At 60.0% G+C, this 17144-nt stretch carries 14 protein-coding genes, 1 tRNA gene and 1 pseudogene; 11 read left to right on the plus strand and 5 right to left on the minus strand.

From position 1 onward, the window contains the following. Positions 1-14: 14 nt before the first annotated feature. Both Q4I12_RS11560 and Q4I12_RS11565 read right to left on the minus strand, forming a co-directional pair. Entirely contained in the window at positions 15-1214 is a 1200-nt protein-coding gene (locus tag Q4I12_RS11560) for a tyrosine-type recombinase/integrase (RefSeq protein ID WP_302261626.1), read from the minus strand. Positions 1215-1478: 264 nt separating this feature from the next. Next, positions 1479-1565 (minus strand) — tRNA-Leu (locus Q4I12_RS11565). Positions 1566-1752: 187 nt separating this feature from the next. Between Q4I12_RS11565 and Q4I12_RS11570 the strand changes: the two genes are divergently transcribed. From Q4I12_RS11570 to Q4I12_RS11580, 3 genes are read left to right on the plus strand one after another with little or no spacing between them, the layout of a single operon-like run. Beyond that, entirely contained in the window at positions 1753-2319 is a 567-nt protein-coding gene (locus Q4I12_RS11570) for a hypothetical protein (RefSeq protein WP_302261627.1), read from the plus strand. 43 nt (positions 2320-2362) lie between these two features. Next, positions 2363-2746 carry an RT0821/Lpp0805 family surface protein gene (locus Q4I12_RS11575; protein WP_302261628.1) on the plus strand — a complete coding sequence of 128 codons (384 nt, stop codon included), beginning with the start codon at positions 2363-2365 and terminating at the stop codon, positions 2744-2746. 15 nt (positions 2747-2761) lie between these two features. Then, positions 2762-4312, plus strand: coding sequence for a polysaccharide biosynthesis/export family protein (locus Q4I12_RS11580; RefSeq protein ID WP_302261629.1), 1551 nt, complete (start codon positions 2762-2764; stop codon positions 4310-4312). A 212-nt stretch (positions 4313-4524) separates the two neighbouring features. Here Q4I12_RS11580 and Q4I12_RS11585 read toward each other — a convergent pair whose 3' ends face one another. Further along, positions 4525-4728, minus strand: coding sequence for a dual CXXC motif small (seleno)protein (locus Q4I12_RS11585; protein ID WP_168935769.1), 204 nt, complete (start codon positions 4726-4728; stop codon positions 4525-4527). Positions 4729-5278: 550 nt separating this feature from the next. Between Q4I12_RS11585 and Q4I12_RS11590 the strand changes: the two genes are divergently transcribed. Then, the gene (locus Q4I12_RS11590) at positions 5279-6742 is read left to right on the plus strand and encodes an SLC13 family permease (protein WP_300645692.1); all 1464 of its coding nucleotides are present in this window, start codon (positions 5279-5281) and stop codon (positions 6740-6742) included. Here the strand turns inward: Q4I12_RS11590 and Q4I12_RS11595 are convergent. After that, complete coding sequence (locus tag Q4I12_RS11595; protein ID WP_297159296.1) at positions 6739-7767, minus strand: LysR family transcriptional regulator; 1029 nt, start codon at positions 7765-7767, stop codon at positions 6739-6741. The two genes, Q4I12_RS11590 and Q4I12_RS11595, sit on opposite strands and share 4 nt — an antisense overlap. Positions 7768-7935: 168 nt before the next feature. Between Q4I12_RS11595 and Q4I12_RS11600 the strand changes: the two genes are divergently transcribed. From Q4I12_RS11600 to Q4I12_RS11625, 6 genes and pseudogenes are all read left to right on the plus strand, one after another. Continuing rightward, positions 7936-9609, plus strand: coding sequence for an FAD-binding protein (locus Q4I12_RS11600; protein WP_302261630.1), 1674 nt, complete (start codon positions 7936-7938; stop codon positions 9607-9609). Between the two features lie 42 nt (positions 9610-9651). Continuing rightward, positions 9652-11352: an FAD-dependent oxidoreductase gene (locus tag Q4I12_RS11605; RefSeq protein WP_302261631.1), complete on the plus strand. Its 1701-nt coding sequence runs from the start codon at positions 9652-9654 to the stop codon at positions 11350-11352. 145 nt (positions 11353-11497) lie between these two features. Further along, on the plus strand, positions 11498-13033 hold the full coding sequence (locus tag Q4I12_RS11610; RefSeq protein ID WP_302261632.1) for an outer membrane homotrimeric porin: 1536 nt from the start codon (positions 11498-11500) through the stop codon (positions 13031-13033). Positions 13034-13095: 62 nt separating this feature from the next. Further along, positions 13096-13338: a 4Fe-4S dicluster domain-containing protein gene (locus Q4I12_RS11615; protein WP_006005330.1), complete on the plus strand. Its 243-nt coding sequence runs from the start codon at positions 13096-13098 to the stop codon at positions 13336-13338. Positions 13339-13414: 76 nt separating this feature from the next. Next, a pseudogene (locus tag Q4I12_RS11620) lies at positions 13415-14437 on the plus strand (FAD-binding protein); the annotation flags it as partial. Between the two features lie 72 nt (positions 14438-14509). Beyond that, a complete protein-coding gene (locus Q4I12_RS11625; protein WP_302262111.1) occupies positions 14510-15061 on the plus strand; it encodes a hypothetical protein in 552 nt (183 codons plus the stop codon). A 266-nt stretch (positions 15062-15327) separates the two neighbouring features. Here the strand turns inward: Q4I12_RS11625 and Q4I12_RS11630 are convergent, their stop codons facing one another. Further along, a complete protein-coding gene (locus Q4I12_RS11630) occupies positions 15328-16404 on the minus strand; it encodes a CapA family protein (protein WP_302261633.1) in 1077 nt (358 codons plus the stop codon). A gap of 184 nt (positions 16405-16588) precedes the next feature. On the opposite strand from Q4I12_RS11630, the gene Q4I12_RS11635 reads away from it, so the two are divergent. Next, the gene (locus Q4I12_RS11635) at positions 16589-17029 is read left to right on the plus strand and encodes an acyl-CoA thioesterase (RefSeq protein ID WP_302261634.1); all 441 of its coding nucleotides are present in this window, start codon (positions 16589-16591) and stop codon (positions 17027-17029) included. Positions 17030-17144: the final 115 nt, after the last annotated feature.

The raw sequence follows: 17144 nt of genomic DNA on the forward strand, positions 1-17144 counted from the left end.
AGCTGCCTCCATAATTATTGTTTGGTGGAACGTAACTTGTCGAGATAATTAGCCCATTTCTGCATAAGCTGACGACGTTCCTCCATATATTCCGCGCGATTGTAGGCAAGGCGAACGGTGTCCGGCTCCTTGTGCGCAAGCTGCGCTTCAATAACATCCGCTCGGAAGCCAAGCTCATTGAGTCTTGTGCTGGCCATTGCCCGGAAGCCGTGCAGGGTCATGGTTTCCTTGCCGTAACCCATGCGCCGCAAGGCGGCCAAAGGTGCGGCGTCGCTGATGGGAGTGGTGAGCGCGCGGGCGCTGGGGAACAGCAGGTCGCCATTGCCGGTATAGGCATGAAGCTCTTTCAGCAATGCCAGCACCTGTTTTGACAGCGGCACCACATGCTCACGGCGCATTTTCATGCGCGAAGCCGGAATGATCCATATTGCGTTTTTGAAGTCAAACTCGCTCCAGTGCGCAAGCCGCAATTCCGAGGGGCGGGTGAAAACATAGGGCAGGATTTTCAGGCAATAAACAACGGAGGTATAGCCGACATAGGCGTCAATATCCCGCAAAAGCTGACCGATGTCGTCCGGCAGGGTAACAGCGGCGAAATGCGTTGTCTGCACCGGCGTCAAAGCTTCGGTCAGTCCCGCGGCCACATCATATTTGACGCGGCCGGTGGTGCGGGCATAGCGCGTCACCTGCCCGCACAGGCGCATGAGCTTGTGGGCTGTTTCGTGATGGCCGAGCCGCTCCGAGGGCTGAACGACCTGCAAAAAGTCCGCAGGCTCAAGCTGGGTGACGGGCTTGCCGCCAATGGCCGGGAAAAGTGTATTCTCCAGATAGCGGCGCAATTTCCTGGCGTGCTTTTCGGAGAGTGTCGGCTCGTACTTGGCGAACCATTCTCGCGCCACAAATTCAAAGGTATCCCGTGCTTCCCGCTCTTTTGCGAGTACGGCTTCTCTGGCCATCTTTTTCTCCGCGCCGGGGTCAATCCCCTTGGCAAGCGACTCTCTGGCTTCATCGCGTCGATGGCGGGCATCTTTCAGGGAAACTGCCGGATACGCGCCAAAGCTCAAAAGTTTCTGCTTGCCCCCAAACCTGTAGGCCATGCGCCACAATTTACTGCCTGTGGCCGTCACATGAAGGTATAAGCCGCCGCCGTCAGAAAATTTTTGCACCTTGCCGTTGGCCTTGGCGTTCCGCACAGCGGCATCGGAAAGTTTCATGTTGGTATCCTCCAAAATAGTCCAAAAGTGTGCGGCGAAAACCAGGAAAATCTACATCCATCCGTTTGAATTCAAAGAAGATTCATGGCGTGCTGGTATTTCGCCGTGCCGAAATGGCGTTGTGGTATTGGTACCTGCGAATCTACCAACGATTTTTGGGGGTGTCCATGTGGGTACTTGGATTTTGCTGGACAAAAAGAGAAGGCCGGAACCACGTTTTTCTTAGTGATTCCGGCCTTCTATGGACTATTTTGGACTTTTTGATGGTGCCGAAGGGGAGAGTCGAACTCCCACTCCGTTGCCAGAACTAGACCCTGAACCTAGCGTGTCTACCAATTCCACCACTTCGGCACAATAAAAGTGTATTTACGCCATCAGCGCCCATCTGGCAAGCATTTTTTGCCTCCCTTTTCCGTTTTGCGGAAACTGATTTTTTTCTTTTTTATTATCAGCATGATATAGCGATATTTGACAGATGTTCCGCATCGGGATAATCGACATTTTTGTCCGGCACAGCTGAAACTGCCGGAGGATCTCCATGCAAAAAAGCTCTTGGCATTACTGGCAGCAATGGCGTCAGCGTTTTCCCCTGCAACGGGATGTACACTTCGATCAGGGGATCCTGAGCAATGATTACTGCCGGGACTGTCGTTACTGTTGCGGCCCTCAGGACTGCGCCACCCCTTTTCCCATGAAGCTGCTGCCTTCGCAGCAGCATGCCCATCTGGAGAGGGACTTTTTTCTGCTTGCCCCTGATACGGCCTGCCTGGACGACAGGGGGTGCAAATCCTGCGGCCCGGAAGGCTGTCTTCTGCCACGGCAACGTCGTCCTGTGGCCTGCAGTCTGTTCCCGCTGGTCCTGCTCGATACGGGCCTTTATCTGTACAAGATCTGCCCGGCGGTCTTTTTCCTGCCGCTGGACCGCTGGCTCGTCATGGCCCGGGAGGCCGTAAACTGGCTTGTAACGCTCGCTCCGGAGGACCTGAAGCAGCTCGCCATCCATATCCCGGAAGATATCGTGCGGGAACGCTTCATCGATCTGGAGCTTCCCCTGCCCTTTTCACCCCGGATGCCGGATCCCGCGTCTCAGCCTGTCCAGGGCTGACCAGCAACGGTCCGATTCCGGCCTTTCCTTCCCAGGAGAACTCATGAAACGTCTCTCTACCCTTCTCATGCTGACGACCTGTCTGGCCCTCAATGGCTGCGGCCTGCTGGGAGACTCCCCTGAAGCGCCCGAATACAAGCCCAGCCCTGTGGAAAATTTTATGGCCAATGCCGTGCCCGGTGACATCACCACCCTTTCCGATCCCGCCTTCGGGACGGACGTGCGCGTGAGCATGGAAGACAGCTTCTTCTCCGCGGCTGGTGAGGAATGCAAGCGCGCCACTGTCCGCAACAATTTCAATGAAGCCGAGATCATCGTTGCCTGCCGCAATGCCCAGGGCCAGTGGCGGCTGGCGCCCCGCGTCTGGGGCCAGGGCATGCGTCCCGCTGTCATGCCGGCTTCCCAGACGGAAGAGGCCAAGGACTAAGCCCGGGGCCGTACCATGAAAAAGTCTGTTTTTCTTTTGCTGCTGTGCCTGCTGCTCCTGCCGCAGGGCAGCTATGCCGCTGACGCTCCGGCACCCTACGGAGCCAATCTTTTCCAGGGCAATTTCGGTCAGGGAGGAGCCGCCGGCGCCATCGCACCGGGTGACAGGGTCGTCCTGCGCCTGTGGGGCGGGAGCCTCAATGTGGATACCATCCTCGAAGTCAGCCCTGCCGGCCAGCTGGACATCCCTGAAGTCGGCCAGCTCAACGTGACCGGTCTGGCCCAGGACAAATTGCAGGATGCCCTGCGCAGCAAGCTGGCGGCCTCCGGCCATGCCGACAGCCAGATCTATCTGGCCCCCATGGATGCGCAGCCCATCACCCTGTTCGTCACCGGCAATGTCCCCAAGCCCGGCCGCTACAGCGGTTCCGCGGCCGATCCCCTGCTGAGCTATCTGGACAAGGCGGGCGGTATCGACGCCGGACGGGGCAGCTACAGGAACATCCAGGTCCGCCGCAACAATCAGGTCGTGACGACGGTGGACCTGTATCCCTTCATCCGTGAAGGCAGCATGCCGCCCATCCGTTTCCAGAATGGCGACATCATCGTTGTCCCCGACAAGGGGCCCACGGTCACTGTCACGGGCAAGGTACGCACCAGCGCCCGCTTTGAGTTGCCGGAAGACAAGACCTCCGGGGCCAGCCTGCTGAAGCTGGTGGATCCGGACAGCAGTGCCTCGCATATCGCCATCAAGGGGGTCCGCAACGGCAAGCCCTACAATACCTATCTGCCCCTTGGCGAACTGGCCAGCCTGCAGCTGGCGGACGGTGACAGCATCGAGCTGCTGGCGGATGCCGCAGGCAATACCATAACGGTCACGGTGCAAGGAGCCGTGCGCGGTGCCAGCCGCTTTCCCGTGCGCCGCGGGGCACGCCTGGATGAAGTGCGCAACTTTATCGCTGTCGAACAGGGACGTGCTGATCTGAACGGCATGTACATCAAGCGCAAGAGCGTGGCCGAACGCCAGAAGAAAGCCATCGCCGACAGCCTGCGCCGCCTGGAAGAATCCGCCCTTACCGCTTCGTCGGCCAGCACGGAAGAGTCCCAGATCCGCGCCAAGGAAGCGGAGATGATCGCCAAATTCGTGGAGCGGGCCAAAGCCGTGGAACCGGAAGGTGTCGTCGTCCTGAGCGACGGCCAGAAGATCGGCGACATCACGCTGGAAGATGGCGATGTCATCGTCATCCCGGCCAAGAGCGATGTGGTCCTCGTTAGTGGTGAAGTCATGATGCCCCAGGCCATGCTCTGGAGCAAAAACAATGATCTGGACGATTACATCAAGGGAGCCGGCGGCTATAACAGCCGCGCGGACCAGGATACCGTGCTTGTCATGCATCCCAACGGCTCGGTGAGCCATGATGGCGACAATATCCGGCCCGGGGACCAGATCCTTGTGATGCCGCGGGTGGCCTCCAAGAACATGCAGGCCGTCAAGGACATCTCGCAGGTCATGATGCAGGTGGCCGTGTCTGCCCGTGCCATCCTGGGCCTGCCCACCCTCTATTAAGCCTTCCCTCCTCTGCCGACACAAAAACAGCCCGCATGGTTCGCTCCATGCGGGCTGTTTTCGTAACCAGGGAAAGCAGCGGATAGTCTTGCCGGGCAGCCGTTATCCTGCCAGGAGCATCCCCACACCGGCGCACAGCAAGATGACGGCATGCATGGCGCCGGCCAGCGCCAGCACAAGCAGGAGAGCTGCTCTCTGATGCCGGTTCACGCCTAGATACGGTCGAAGTACAGGCCTTCGAGGAAGCGTTCCATAGCTTCATCTGCCTGACTGATGAACTGTTCCAGCGGGAAACGCTTGCCACAAAAAGGACAGCGCATGAAGGCCTCGTGGCAGGTACGCGCGATCTCCAGCTTGTGATCGCATTCAGGACAGGACAATGTCGTCTGGGCCTGCCGGGCTGCAAAATAAGACATGTTTCCTCCCTTGTGTGCTGAGGAACGCACACGATGCCGCCCCTTATGCCGGGACTGACAGCGGCTGTCAATTGTTCTTTTTTACACAGCCGCTTACCCGCTTTTCTGTGAAGATCAAAGCACAGGCGGTGCGGCTGGCCATGATTTACATGCTTAAAATATATTTAATAAATTCAAAACACTAAAAATAAACACCAGATCCGGGGATTGTCTTTTACCATCAGCCTGTGTCCAGAATGGTATCCAATTTTCCGGAATAGCGGGGAATTTGTTTTATAAAATATATAATATATTGAAATAATTAAATTTTATTATCAAAGCGTGGCTTTATTGTTTAAAATTATCAAACAAAAATATTTTTTATTGAATTGACAAAACAGACCGCCTGACATGATAACTTTTTCACATAATGGCCGCGGGCAACGGCCATACAGGGAGAAAACAGCAGGGCGCATGGAATGCGGACAGACATGTCCCCTTCTGTATTGGATGACCGAAGGAACAGCCGCCTTTGGGCGGTATGTAGCGATCTCTCAAGAAGGAACTCATCATGGCTGGAAAAGAATCCACCCCCAAGCGCTTCTCGGCGCCTGCCTATTACCTGCACACTGTCGTCTGTCTGCTCATCATGTTCGGCTTTGGCCAGCTACCGCCCGTGGAACCGCTGACGCCCCTGGGGATGAATCTTATCGGTATCTTCCTGGGCGTGCTCTACGGCTGGGTCTGTATCGAGATCGTCTGGCCCAGCCTGGCCGGTCTGCTGGCCCTGATGCTCATCGGCGGCATGAAGCCCATGATGCTGCTCAACAAGAGCTTCGGTGACCCTGTGGTCCAGATGATGTTCTTCATCTTCGTCTTCTGCGCCACCATCAGCCATTATGGCCTGTCCAAGTTCATTTCCCTGTGGTTCATCACCCGCAAGTTCGTTGCCGGGCGGCCCTGGGTATTCACCTACACCTTCCTGGGCTCCATCTTCATCCTCGGCGGTCTGACCAGTGCCTCTCCGGCCGCCATCATCGGCTGGAGCATCCTGTACGGCGTGTGCGAAGTCTGCGGCTTCAAGAAAGGCGACGGTTACCCCACCATGATGGTGTTCGGTATCGTGTTCGCCGCCCAGGTGGGCATGTCCCTCATCCCCTTCAAGCAGGCCGCCCTGACCGTGTTCAGCGCCTATGAGACCATGTCCGGTGTGGGCATCGACTATGCCAAGTACATGCTCATCGCCCTGCTCATCTGCGCCGTGTGCTCGCTGCTCTTCATCGTCATGGGCAAGTACATCTTCCGTCCCGACATGAGCAAGCTCGTCCATCTGGATGTGAGCAAGCTGGACAAGGACGGCAGCCTGGTCCTTTCCCGCGTGCAGAAGGTCATCCTGGCCTTCCTGTTCCTGCTGGTCATCCTGCTGCTGGCCCCCAACTTCATGCCCAAGGACTTCTTCCTGACCCGCTTCCTCAAGGGCATCGGCAATACCGGTATCGTCATCCTGCTGGTGACGGTCATGGCGGCCATCAAAGTGGAAGGCAAGGCCCTGCTGAACTTCAAGGTCATGGTGGACTCCGGCGTCACCTGGGGCATCGTGCTGCTGCTGGCCTTCGTGCAGCCCCTGTCCGGTGCCATGGCCAAGCCTGAAAGCGGCATCACTTCCTTCCTGATGATGGCGCTTGATCCCATCATCTCCGGCGGCACCCCGCTGACCTTTGCCCTGTTCCTGGGCCTGGCCGCTACCCTGCTGACCCAGGTCATGAACAACGGCGCCGTGGGTGTGGCCCTGATGCCCATTATCTACAGCTACTGCCAGGCGGCCAACGTCAGCCCCGAACTTCCGCTGATCATGGTGGTCATGGGCGTGCATTTTGCCTTCCTCACGCCTGCCGCCAGTGCCAGTGCGGCCCTGCTGCACGGCAACGAGTGGTCGGATTCCAAGGCCATCTGGAAGACGGCTCCTGCCGTCATCCTCATGTCCTATCTGGTCACCGCGGCCATCACGATCATCGTGGGCAAGGCTATCTTCTAATCACCCTTGCGGGACGAAGCCTTCCTACGCGGGCGGGCAGCCTTGGGCTGCCCGCCTTTTTGCGTCTGTCCGGCAAGAAAGGTGGGGCCCAAAGGCTGGGCGGCAAGCTCGATGAAATGCCGCCGCAGGGCGTCCATCAAAGCCTGCGCCTGGGGGCTGATATGCTTGTGCCTGCGGACGAGTATGCCGTACAGCACGTTGGGCAGCAGGTGGTCCAGAGGACAGCTGACGATGGAGCTCCAGTCCGAACCAAACATGGTCGCCCGGTAGCACAGCTCGTCCATGATGGCCACCCCGACGTCGCAGCGGACGAACTGCATGATGAGGTGGTAGTTGTTGACGCTGATGACGGTGTTCTTTTGCAGGCGGCGTGCCGCATACTGCAGGGTCGGCGTCGGCTGCTCGCTCTCTTCCAGCGAAGTCTGAAAGATGACGAAGGGCAGACGTTCCAGATCCGCTTCGGTGGGGATGGGGGGGATGTCCCAGATGCTGTCCTTGCGCATGACCAGCAGGGGACGGGCCTTCAACAGGATCTCCATGGTATCCTGCTTGGGCAGGGCCGTCATGCCCGTCAGGCCGAAATCCAGACGGGATTCCTTGACCGCCTGGACGATCTCGGAGGAAAGGGCGCGCTGGATGCGGATGTTGACCTGGGGATTCTCCGCACGGAACGCGGCGATGGCGTCCACGGCCATGATGGCTACCGGCAGGGTCGCCCCCAGGAAGATGTCGCCCTGCAGGCGGCCGTCCGTGGTCCCGACGGCGGAGCGCATGCTCTGCAGCGTCTCGAAGGTCGTAATGGTCCAGCCCAGCAGTTTTTTGCCTTCAGGGGTGATCTGAAGGCTTTTTTTGTACCTGTCGAACAGGACCGTGTTGAGCTCGGTCTCCAGCGAACGCAGCTGATAGCTTATCGTTGAGGGATTTCTGTGCATCAGTTCTGCGGCCCTGCGCACGCTCCCCGTTTTAGCGACATAATAAAACCCGCGTAACCATTGAAGAAAATCGCCATTCAACTCAGGAATCATCACGCCCTCCAATGTTTGATTTTTTGAAACGATATTTGATTTTTATTGATTTGACAATACAGCCGTTTCGCATGATTTTTTATTCACAAACGCTGGGCCAGCCACTGAGGATTGCCCGACCGGCCCGGCGATGACTGTCCGCTAAAAAATCACAACCAGGATATTGCTATGAAGATGACCAAACACCCTCTCGGCACGTTAGTGGAAACCGACGTGCTCGTGATCGGCTCCGGTGCTTCGGGCTGTGGTGCGGCGCTCGGCGCGCGTGACCAGGGCCTCGACGTAGTGCTGATGGACAAGGGCAAGCTGGAAAGCTCCGGCTGTATCGGCGGCGGCAATGACCACTATATGGCCGTCCTGGATGAGCCCGGTGAAGCCCACGACACCGTGGAAGACCTCATCAAGTTCTACGCCAAGCCCCTCAATGGCTGGTCGCCTGCCATGCTGCAGAACGGCTGGTACGCCCACATGAAATATTTTCTGGATGTGCTGGGCAAGGCTGGTGTGCAGTTCAGCAAGAAGGCTGACGGCACCTACCTGCGCACCCAGGGTTTTGGTCAGCCCGGCCGCTGGTGGGTCCATATCGCCAACGGCATGACCATCAAACGCGCCATGGCCCGCATCGTGCGTGATGCTGGTATCAATACGCTCGACAACGTCATGGCGGTCAAGATCCTCACCGACAACGGCAAGGCCTGCGGTGCGCTGGGTTGGAATGTCCGCACCGGCGAATTCGTGCTGGTTCGCGCCAAGACCGTTGTTTCGGCCCAGGGTCGTTCGGCCACGCGCGGCACGGATAACTCCACCCACAATCCCTTCAACGTCTGGATGTACCCCTATAATACCAGCGCCGGTGTGGTGCTGGGCTATGATGTGGGCGCCGCCGTGACCGAACTGGACACCTATCAGCGTGCCACCATGCTGCCCAAGGGCTACGGCTGCCCCGGCATGAACGGCATCAACAGCTCCGGTGCGCACGAAATCAACGCCCTTGGCGAACGCTTCATGGGCAAGTACGACCCCATGATGGAAAGCGGCGTGCGCAACAACCAGATCCAGGGCACCTTCCAGGAACAGATGGAGGGTTCCGGCCCGCCATTCTACATGGATATGCGCCATGTGGACAAGGATGTCGTGCATGAACTGCAGTACGTGCTCATGCCCGGCGACAAGGCCACCTTCGGTGACTGGGCCGACTGCACCGGCACCGACTTCCAGCACAAGCTGCTGGAAGTGGAGATCGGCGAGCTGATCTTCGGCGGCACCATCGCCGTCAACGACACCTTCGAAACCACTGTGCCCAACCTTTTCTGCGGCAGTATCTTCCTGTACTGCTCCGGCGCCATGTGCGGTGGCTACGAAGCCGGTCGCCAGGCCGGCATGCGTGCCGCCGGTATCATCGAAGCCGGCAAGATCAATGAAGATCTGGCCGCCAGCGTCAAGAAGGACGTGTTCGCTCCCATGCAGGTGCCCGCCGACGAAGGCGTCAGCTACAAGGAGATCGAACAGGCTACCCGGAACGTCATGAACTACTACATGGGCTTCCGCCGCTCCATGGCCGGCATGGCCCGCGCCCTGGAAAAGATCCGCTTCCTGTCCGGCCAGGCCGGCCGCCTGCACGCCGACACCCTGCGCGATCTCATGCGCTGCCACGAATCCCGCGACATCCTGACGGTCTGTGAACTGGCCATCCAGGCCACCATGGAACGCAAGGAGACCGGCCGCTGTGTCTACAAGCTGCGGGATTACCCCGAGCTGAATCCCGACATGGCCAAGCCGCTGCTGCTGATCCGCGGTGAAGACGGCCCCCGTTTCCAGTGGGGCAAGGCGCCGCTGCTGTAATGCCCGCGGCATCCTCATGCACTTTCCAAGGAGTTTGTAATCATGCCCCCGAGATATAGCCGTGAAATAACGCGCCCCGTCGTGCTGGGCGCCCAGCTGAAAGAGCAGTTCCGCACCTCGCCCTGCGAAACTTCCTGCCCCATCGGCAATTCCATCCAGAAGATGAACTCGCTCATCGAAAAAGGCCAGTTCACCGAAGCCCTGCGCTATCTGCGTGCCAAGAACCCCTTCCCGGGCATCACCGGCCGCGTCTGCCCCCACTTCTGCATGGATGCCTGCAACCGTAAGGAAATGGACGGCTGTCTGAACATCCGCGCCCTGGAACGCGCTGCCGAGACCTTTGCCGAACGCGGCAACGTCTTCTTCAAGCGTCGTCCCGCCACCGGCAAGAAAGCTGCCGTCATCGGCGGCGGCCCTGCCGGCCTGACGGCAGCCTACTTCCTGGCCCTGCTGGGCCACGAGGTCACCATCTACGAAGCCGAGCCCCTGCTGGGCGGCGTGCCCCGCTACGGCGTGCCGAACTTCCGTCTGCCCCGCGATGTGGTGGACCGCGAAGTGGGCCTGGTGCTGGAAGCCGGTGTGCGTGCCCGCGTCAACACCCGCGTGGGTGTGGACATCACCATGGAAGAGATCTCCGCCCGCTACGATGCCGTCATCGTGGCCACCGGTGTGCCCGCTGAAAACAGCCTGCCCATCCCCGGCGCCGAAAAGGCCGTCAAGGCCGTGGAATTCCTGCGTGCCGCCGCTCTGGGCCAGAACACCGGCAAGATCGGCAAGAACGTCGTCATCATGGGCGGCGGCGGCGTGGCCTTCGACTGCGCCTTCACTGCCCGTCGCCTGGGTGCCGAGAACGTCCATGTGATCTGCCTGGAAAAGGCTGGTGAGATGCGCGCTCCTGCCGAAGACCTGGAACTGGCCGCCAAGGAAGGCGTGCATGTGCACAATTCCTGCACCATGTCCGCCATCCGTACCGAAGGCGACAAGGTCACCGGCGTGGATTACTTCGAAGTCAAGGACTGCCACTTCGACGAAAAGGGCAAGCTGACCCTGGAAGCCGTGCCCGGTGGCGAGCATGTCCTGGAATGCGACACCGTGATCTTTGCCGTGGGCATGAAGACCGACCTGGCCTTCCTGGGTGAAAACGCCGGTGGTCTGGAACTGACCCCCCGCAACTGGATCAAGGTGGACGAAAGCCAGCGTACCTCCAAGGCCGGTGTCTTCGCCGCCGGTGACGTGTCCGCCGGCCCCGCCTCCATCGCCCGCGCCGTGGGCGACGGCCGCCGTGCCGCCTTTGCCGTGCACCAGATGCTGACCGGCACCAGCAGCCGCGTCTATGCCCTGAACGAAGAAAACATGATCGAAGACTGCGACGCCATGGGCAGCGACACCGCTCCCTACGTGGTGCAGTACGCCGACATCTACGGCATCGCCCAGTATGGGAGCGTTCCTTCCGAAAAGGAAGCCGAAAATGCCTGTACCAAGGCTTTTGCCGAACTCAACCTGGGTCTGACCATCGAACAGGCCCGGAAGGAAGCCGCCCGCTGCTTCCACTGCGGCCACTGCAAGGCCTGCGGTACCTGCGTCGAGGACTGCCCCGGCTATGTGCTGGAGATGCGTCCCTACCAAGAAGCGGAACGGCCCGAAATGGTCCATGGCGAAGAGTGCTGGCACTGCGCCAACTGCCGCACCAGCTGCCCCTGCAGCGCCATCGGCTTCACATTCCCCCTGTTTATGCAAGTCTAGCATGATGAAAAGGGCGGATCGCATGATCCGCCCTTTTTAAGATTGCACCAGACCCCCTGAGGCGCCTTTTTCGCCTCCGGGTCTGTTTTTGTACCCAAGTTTCCGGGCTTTGCCCAAAAACTACTGTCTCTCTGGAGGAAGGATTATGAAAAAGATTTGGTGCCTGCTGCTGGCAGCAGCCATGGTGACGGGAGCCGCCCAGGCAAGCCACGCTGTAGACTTCAAGGCCAAGGGGGTATGGCTGGCGAGTTTCCAGTATGGTCAGAACGGTAACTTCACCAATGGCGGACATACCGGCTATGACCCGAGCGAAGACGAATTCGAAGCCCGTTCCCGTGTCCGTCTGGTCATCGACGCCGTGGCTGACGAAAACCTTTCCGGTCAGGTCTACTTTGAAATCGGCAAGTCCATCTGGGGCAAGGCCGAGGATCCTCAGGGCGGCATGGCCATGGGCGCCGACAAGAATATCGTGAAGCTCAAGCGAGCCTTCATCGACTGGCGCGTGCCCGATACGGACCTCAAACTGCGCATGGGTATCCAGGGCATCGGTCTGCCCTACATGGCCATGGGCGGCCCCACCGTCTTCCAGTCTGACGTGGCCGCCATCACCGCCAGCTACGTTTTCAATGAAAACGCTGCCATGACGGCTTTCTGGGCCCGTCCGTACAACGACAACTATGTGGGCAATGCCGACGGCGACCAGAAGAATTTCATGGACAACATGGATATGGCCGGCCTGATGGTGCCCCTGACCTTTGACGGCGTCAAGCTGACCCCCTGGGGCATGTTCGCCTCCATCGGTTCCAACACGTTCCGCAATGACAGCTCCAAGAACTATGCCTACGTCGGCAACAAGATCAACGGCGTCAACGGCGGCTATGCCCTGAGCGGCCTGTTCCCCCTGCGTGCCGACCTGCTGAGCCACAAGGAAAAACTCAATGCTTACGGCACGGCCTGGTGGGGCGGCCTGAGCGGCGAGATCACCAAATGGGATCCCTTCCGCATCGCCTGGGATTTCTCGTACGGCAACGTGACCTATGACGACGGCTCCCTGAACCGCTCCGGCTGGCTGGCCGGCCTGCTGCTGGAATACAATCTGGACTGGACCAAGCTGGGTCTGTTCGGCTGGTACAGCTCCGGTGACGACGACAACGTGGGCAACGGTTCCGAACGCCTGCCCACCGTCAGCAACGACTACGGTCCCTGTAGTTTCTCCGGCACTTTCATGGGCCCGGACATCAATGGCCTCGAACGTGACCGCGTCATCGGCAACAACCTGGTGGGCACCTGGGGCGTGGGCTTCCGCCTGAAGGACATGAGCTTCCTGGAAGACCTCAAGCACACCTTCCACATCAGCCTGCTCGGCGGTACCAACGATCCCGGCATCCTGAAGAAGTACCACGAGCGTACCGGCGAATGGATGGCTCCCAACAATCCCGAAGGCACCACCAAGGTCGGCCGCGAGAACCTGTACCTCACCACGCGTGACTACGCCCTGGAATTCGGCCTGCTCAACGAATACAAGATCTATGACAACCTGCAGGTCAACCTGGAAGCCAGCTACATCGCCCTGTGGCTGGACAAGTCGGATGACGTCTGGGGCCAGAGCCTGACCGGCGGCGACCATCGCGACATCCGCGACGCCTGGAACGTGAGCGTGCTGTTCATCTACTCTTTCTAGCCAGCCCTCCTGAACAATGGCACGGCCGTATCTCCACTACGGCCGTGCCCAAAGGAAAGACCATGATCGAAAGAATCGATGCCGCTATCTGTATCGGCTGCGGCGCCTGCGTGGAAAAGTGTCCTCTGGACGCCCTGCGGCTCGGTGAGGACGGCAAGGCCTTCATCGCCTATGCCGACGACTGTATGACCTGCTATATCTGTGAACGACTGTGCCCGTCAGGCGCCATCTTCGTGCATCCGTTCCGCGAAGAACTGCCGCCTGTTTTCCCCGATATCCCCAAGGCTCTGGGCGGAGGACTGTAAGATGAACATGCATCATATCACGACGGACGTCCTGATCATGGGCGGCGGTTCCGCCGGCCTGTAGGCCGCCTACCGCTGTTCCGAACTGGCCCCTGAAGCCCGCATCTGCATCGTGGACAAGGGCCCCCGCGACTGGGGCGGTCTGATGACCATGGCGGGCGGCGACTTTGAAGCCGTCCTCCCCCCGGACAACGTGGACGAGTGGGTCCGGGATTTCATCTATTATTTCGACGGCCTCTGCGACCAGGACCTCATGGAAGAGATCCTGAAGCGCTCTGCCGACCGTCTGCATGACTACGAACGCTTCGGCTGCGAATTCTTCAAGAAAGAAGACGGCAGCATGAAATACGTCCCCCAGCGGGGACTGGACCATGTGAAGCTGTACCCGGCCCAGCTCAAGGGCCGTGGCGGCGAGCTGATGGTCAAGAACATCGTGCGCCAGCTCAAGCAGCGCTCCGTGGAGCGGGTGGGACGCATCCTGCTGACCGAGCTGCTGCAGCAGGACGGCCGCGTCTGCGGCGCCCTGGGCTTCGATACCATCAACGGCGATTTTTACCGCTTCGACGCCCGGGTGGTCATTGCCGCCAGCGGCATGGGCGGCTGGAAGACCTCGTACGGCAAGAACACGCCTACCGGCGAGACCATGCAGATGACCTATGAGGCCGGCACGGTCCTGCAGAACCTGGAATTTGCCCGTGTCTGGAACATGCCCCGCCTCTTCGGCTGGGAAGGCCAGACCGTGCTGATGCCTCTGGGCGCGCGCTTCGTCAATGCCGAAGGCGAGCCCTTCATGGAGCGCTACTCTCCCGTGCTGGGCTCCAATACCGACCCCCACTACACCACCATGGCCATGGCCATGGAGATCCGGGCCGGTCGCGGTCCCATCACCTTCGACCTGAGCCGCATCCAGCAGGAGAACCTGATCCTGCTGCGTCCCCAGAACGGCTGGCAGAAGCTGAACTATGACAAGCTTTCCGCCCTGGGGCTGGACCTGTTCCGGGATTCCACGGAATGGGTGCCCCAGATGACCGTTTCTTACGGCGGTCTGCGGGCCGATGCCTGGGGCAACACCAATCTGGAAGGCCTTCTGGCTGCCGGTACGGCCCGTGCCACCGAGCCCGGTGTCTACGCCGGCGGCTTTGCCCTGATGACCACGTCCGTGCTGGGCCATATGGCCGGTGAGAATGCGGCCCGCCTGCTCCAGACGCTGCCGGAAGTCAAGAGCGACCTGTCCGACGCGGAAATCACTGCCCGCCAGCAGGCCCTGTTCGCTCCTCTGGGCAAGGAAGGTCTCACTCCCAAGGAAGTGCTGACCTCCATCCAGAAAACGGTCTTCCCCTACGGGGTCTCCATCCTCAAGAACGAACGCAGCCTTCAGGCCGCGCTCAAGGAACTGGAGCGCATCCGGGAAGAAGACCTGCCGCGTATGGTTGCGACGGATCCTCACTACCTGCTCAAGCTGCATGAGACCCGTGGTGTGGCCTTTGTCAGCGAAATGTACGTCCGGGCCTCTCTGGAACGCAAGGAGACCCGTGCGGGCCATTACCGCGAAGATTACCCCGTGCGTGACGATTCCCAGCTGGCCTGGCTCTGCCTGCGCAAGGATGCGGACAGCAAACCGGAATTCTTCCGCGTCCCCGTGCCGCTGGAAAAGTACAAGCACCCTGTGACCCGGTACTACCAGGACAACTTCGCTTTCCCGACCAGCGAAAGCGCCAAGTAATCCCCACCTCCTAGACGGCCCGATGCCATGCCCTCCCCCGGGCAGGAGGCACCCCCGCTTCCTGTCAGACGAAGAGGCGGCAGGAATACCTGCCGCCTCTTCTATTTTGCCCGATACCTGTCCGGCTCCCCGGACAGGCATCGTGTCCCTGCATGTATCTTTTTTTAAAACCGGCTGACCAGGATATGGTCGACCAGGCTTCCTGCCTTCCCCATCGCCGCATTCTGGCTGCAGTCCTGCCCGGTCGCCCACAGGCCCTGCAGAGCCTAAAGATTTTTCCAGAACAGGAACAATGAGCCCAGCCCGAATCCTTCATCGGCCTTTTCCTGTTCGTTCCCTTCCACCGGAGGCTGGCCGACGATGGCGGCAGCCCGGGCCCCCAGATCCTGCACCTGCCGCAGCACGCTTTCGTCCATGCGGTACAGGGAAAACTGCCAGTTTTTGGTCTTCCCGTACAGCCAGCAGGCGGATTTGCCGCCGGTGGCCATATCGAGACGGATGGACAACAGGCGCACATCGCTCCGGCTCCGCCAGCCTCGGTTGCCGCCGAACAAAAAATTCCCCAGTCCCCAGGCCACGAAGGTCTTGCGCGGCGAGGCCTCGAGGGTCTCGAACCCGCCGTAGCAATGACTGTGGGCGAAAAGGATGATGTCCGCCCCTGCGGCGGCAAACCAGTCCGCCCAGAGCCGCTGGCGATCCGAAGCCTCGGAAAAACCTTCGTTCCCGTCATGGGAATACAGGATGATACAGGCCTCCGGCTCCCGGGCACGCAATGTCCGCACGGCTTCCAGCAGCTGGGGATAGGACAGTGTGACGATCCGGGGCCCGCTGCCTATCTGCGACATGGGCGATCCCGTCAGCAGGTAGACCGGCGGCTCTCGTTGGGGCAAAAGCGACAGGGGGGCGAAGGTACCGCGGTCATGCAGGCCGTTGTGGCGGATACGGGCCCCTTCCAGCACCGCCATCAAATTGGCCGCGCCCTCTTCCAGCCCGTCGAACACATGGTTGTTGGCGGTGCAGGCAGCGCCATTGGCAAACGCCATCTGGGGGAACAGCAGCCCGTCGGCATGGAAGACGAAGGTATTCTGCTTGGAGACGGAAGAAAGACCGGCGATCTCGCAGTTCCACAGAAAAATGTCCGCCTGCTCCAGACGCCGGCGGGTCAGGGGCCCGAAAAGCTCTCCAGCCTGGGGCGCTTCGAGCATCCGGCCGCCCAGCAGCACATCTCCGGCCGCCAGGATCTCCAGCACGCCTTCCGCGGCCATGACCGGCCCCGACAACAGCAGGAGCAAGCCCGCACATCCCAACCATTTTACCCATGCCATGGTCATGCGCTGTACCATGATGCTCCTTCCCTCCTGTCCCGAATACATCTCTGTTCCCCTCTACGCCGGGGCAGCAGGACAGACAAGCGAAATCTCTCCGACAGGCAGCAGAGGCAGGCAAAAGGCGCATGGCCTTTCCCCGTGGAGAGGTATATGCTGCCTTCTGCACGGCAGGCAGCATCCGGCCCTGCAAGGAGGAACCATGCGCATCTTCACCCAGGAAATCATCGTCGCTCCCCAGCATATCGACATCCAGAACCGCGTCAGCAACCTGTGCTATGTGCAGTGGATGCAGGATCTGGCCATCAACCACTCCACTGTCCAGGGCTGGGGCGTGGACCGCTACGAAGCGGAAGGGCACGGCTGGGTCGTCCGCCAGCATACCATCACCTACAAACGCCCTGCCCTTGCCGGAGATGTCATCACCGCCGCCACCTGGGTGGCCGAGCTTGCCTCCCGCCAGAGCCTGCGCCGCTATCTGTTCTGGCGCGCCGCCGATCGCAGCGTCCTGGCCGAAGCGGCCACGGTCTGGGTCTATATCGACATGGCGACCGGCCGGCCTTCCCGCCTGCCCGCTTCCCTGCAATCGGCCTTCGAGGTCGTGGCAGACGACAAGGAAGTTTTGCAGCTCCTGCAGGGCTAGCCGTCACAAAAGACAAGTCTGCCTGTTTTCAGTATATTTCCCCCGCTCTCCTGTCCATGACAGAGCGGGACAGACCGCTGCACGTCGAGCCGCGAAAGAAAACTGGCGACCATCT

This window comes from Desulfovibrio piger, from assembly GCF_951793255.1.
Taxonomy (GTDB): Bacteria; Desulfobacterota; Desulfovibrionia; order Desulfovibrionales; family Desulfovibrionaceae; genus Desulfovibrio.

Coding starts and splice junctions, on each gene's coding strand:
- Q4I12_RS11560 (WP_302261626.1), bottom strand. CDS start 1,214: ATGAAACTTTCCGATGCCGCTGTGCGGAACGCCAAGGCCAACGGCAAG.
- Q4I12_RS11570 (WP_302261627.1), top strand. CDS start 1,753: ATGCAAAAAAGCTCTTGGCATTACTGGCAGCAATGGCGTCAGCGTTTT.
- Q4I12_RS11575 (WP_302261628.1), top strand. CDS start 2,363: ATGAAACGTCTCTCTACCCTTCTCATGCTGACGACCTGTCTGGCCCTC.
- Q4I12_RS11580 (WP_302261629.1), top strand. CDS start 2,762: ATGAAAAAGTCTGTTTTTCTTTTGCTGCTGTGCCTGCTGCTCCTGCCG.
- Q4I12_RS11585 (WP_168935769.1), bottom strand. CDS start 4,728: ATGTCTTATTTTGCAGCCCGGCAGGCCCAGACGACATTGTCCTGTCCT.
- Q4I12_RS11590 (WP_300645692.1), top strand. CDS start 5,279: ATGGCTGGAAAAGAATCCACCCCCAAGCGCTTCTCGGCGCCTGCCTAT.
- Q4I12_RS11595 (WP_297159296.1), bottom strand. CDS start 7,767: ATGATTCCTGAGTTGAATGGCGATTTTCTTCAATGGTTACGCGGGTTT.
- Q4I12_RS11600 (WP_302261630.1), top strand. CDS start 7,936: ATGAAGATGACCAAACACCCTCTCGGCACGTTAGTGGAAACCGACGTG.
- Q4I12_RS11605 (WP_302261631.1), top strand. CDS start 9,652: ATGCCCCCGAGATATAGCCGTGAAATAACGCGCCCCGTCGTGCTGGGC.
- Q4I12_RS11610 (WP_302261632.1), top strand. CDS start 11,498: ATGAAAAAGATTTGGTGCCTGCTGCTGGCAGCAGCCATGGTGACGGGA.
- Q4I12_RS11615 (WP_006005330.1), top strand. CDS start 13,096: ATGATCGAAAGAATCGATGCCGCTATCTGTATCGGCTGCGGCGCCTGC.
- Q4I12_RS11625 (WP_302262111.1), top strand. CDS start 14,510: ATGGCCGGTGAGAATGCGGCCCGCCTGCTCCAGACGCTGCCGGAAGTC.
- Q4I12_RS11630 (WP_302261633.1), bottom strand. CDS start 16,404: ATGGTACAGCGCATGACCATGGCATGGGTAAAATGGTTGGGATGTGCG.
- Q4I12_RS11635 (WP_302261634.1), top strand. CDS start 16,589: ATGCGCATCTTCACCCAGGAAATCATCGTCGCTCCCCAGCATATCGAC.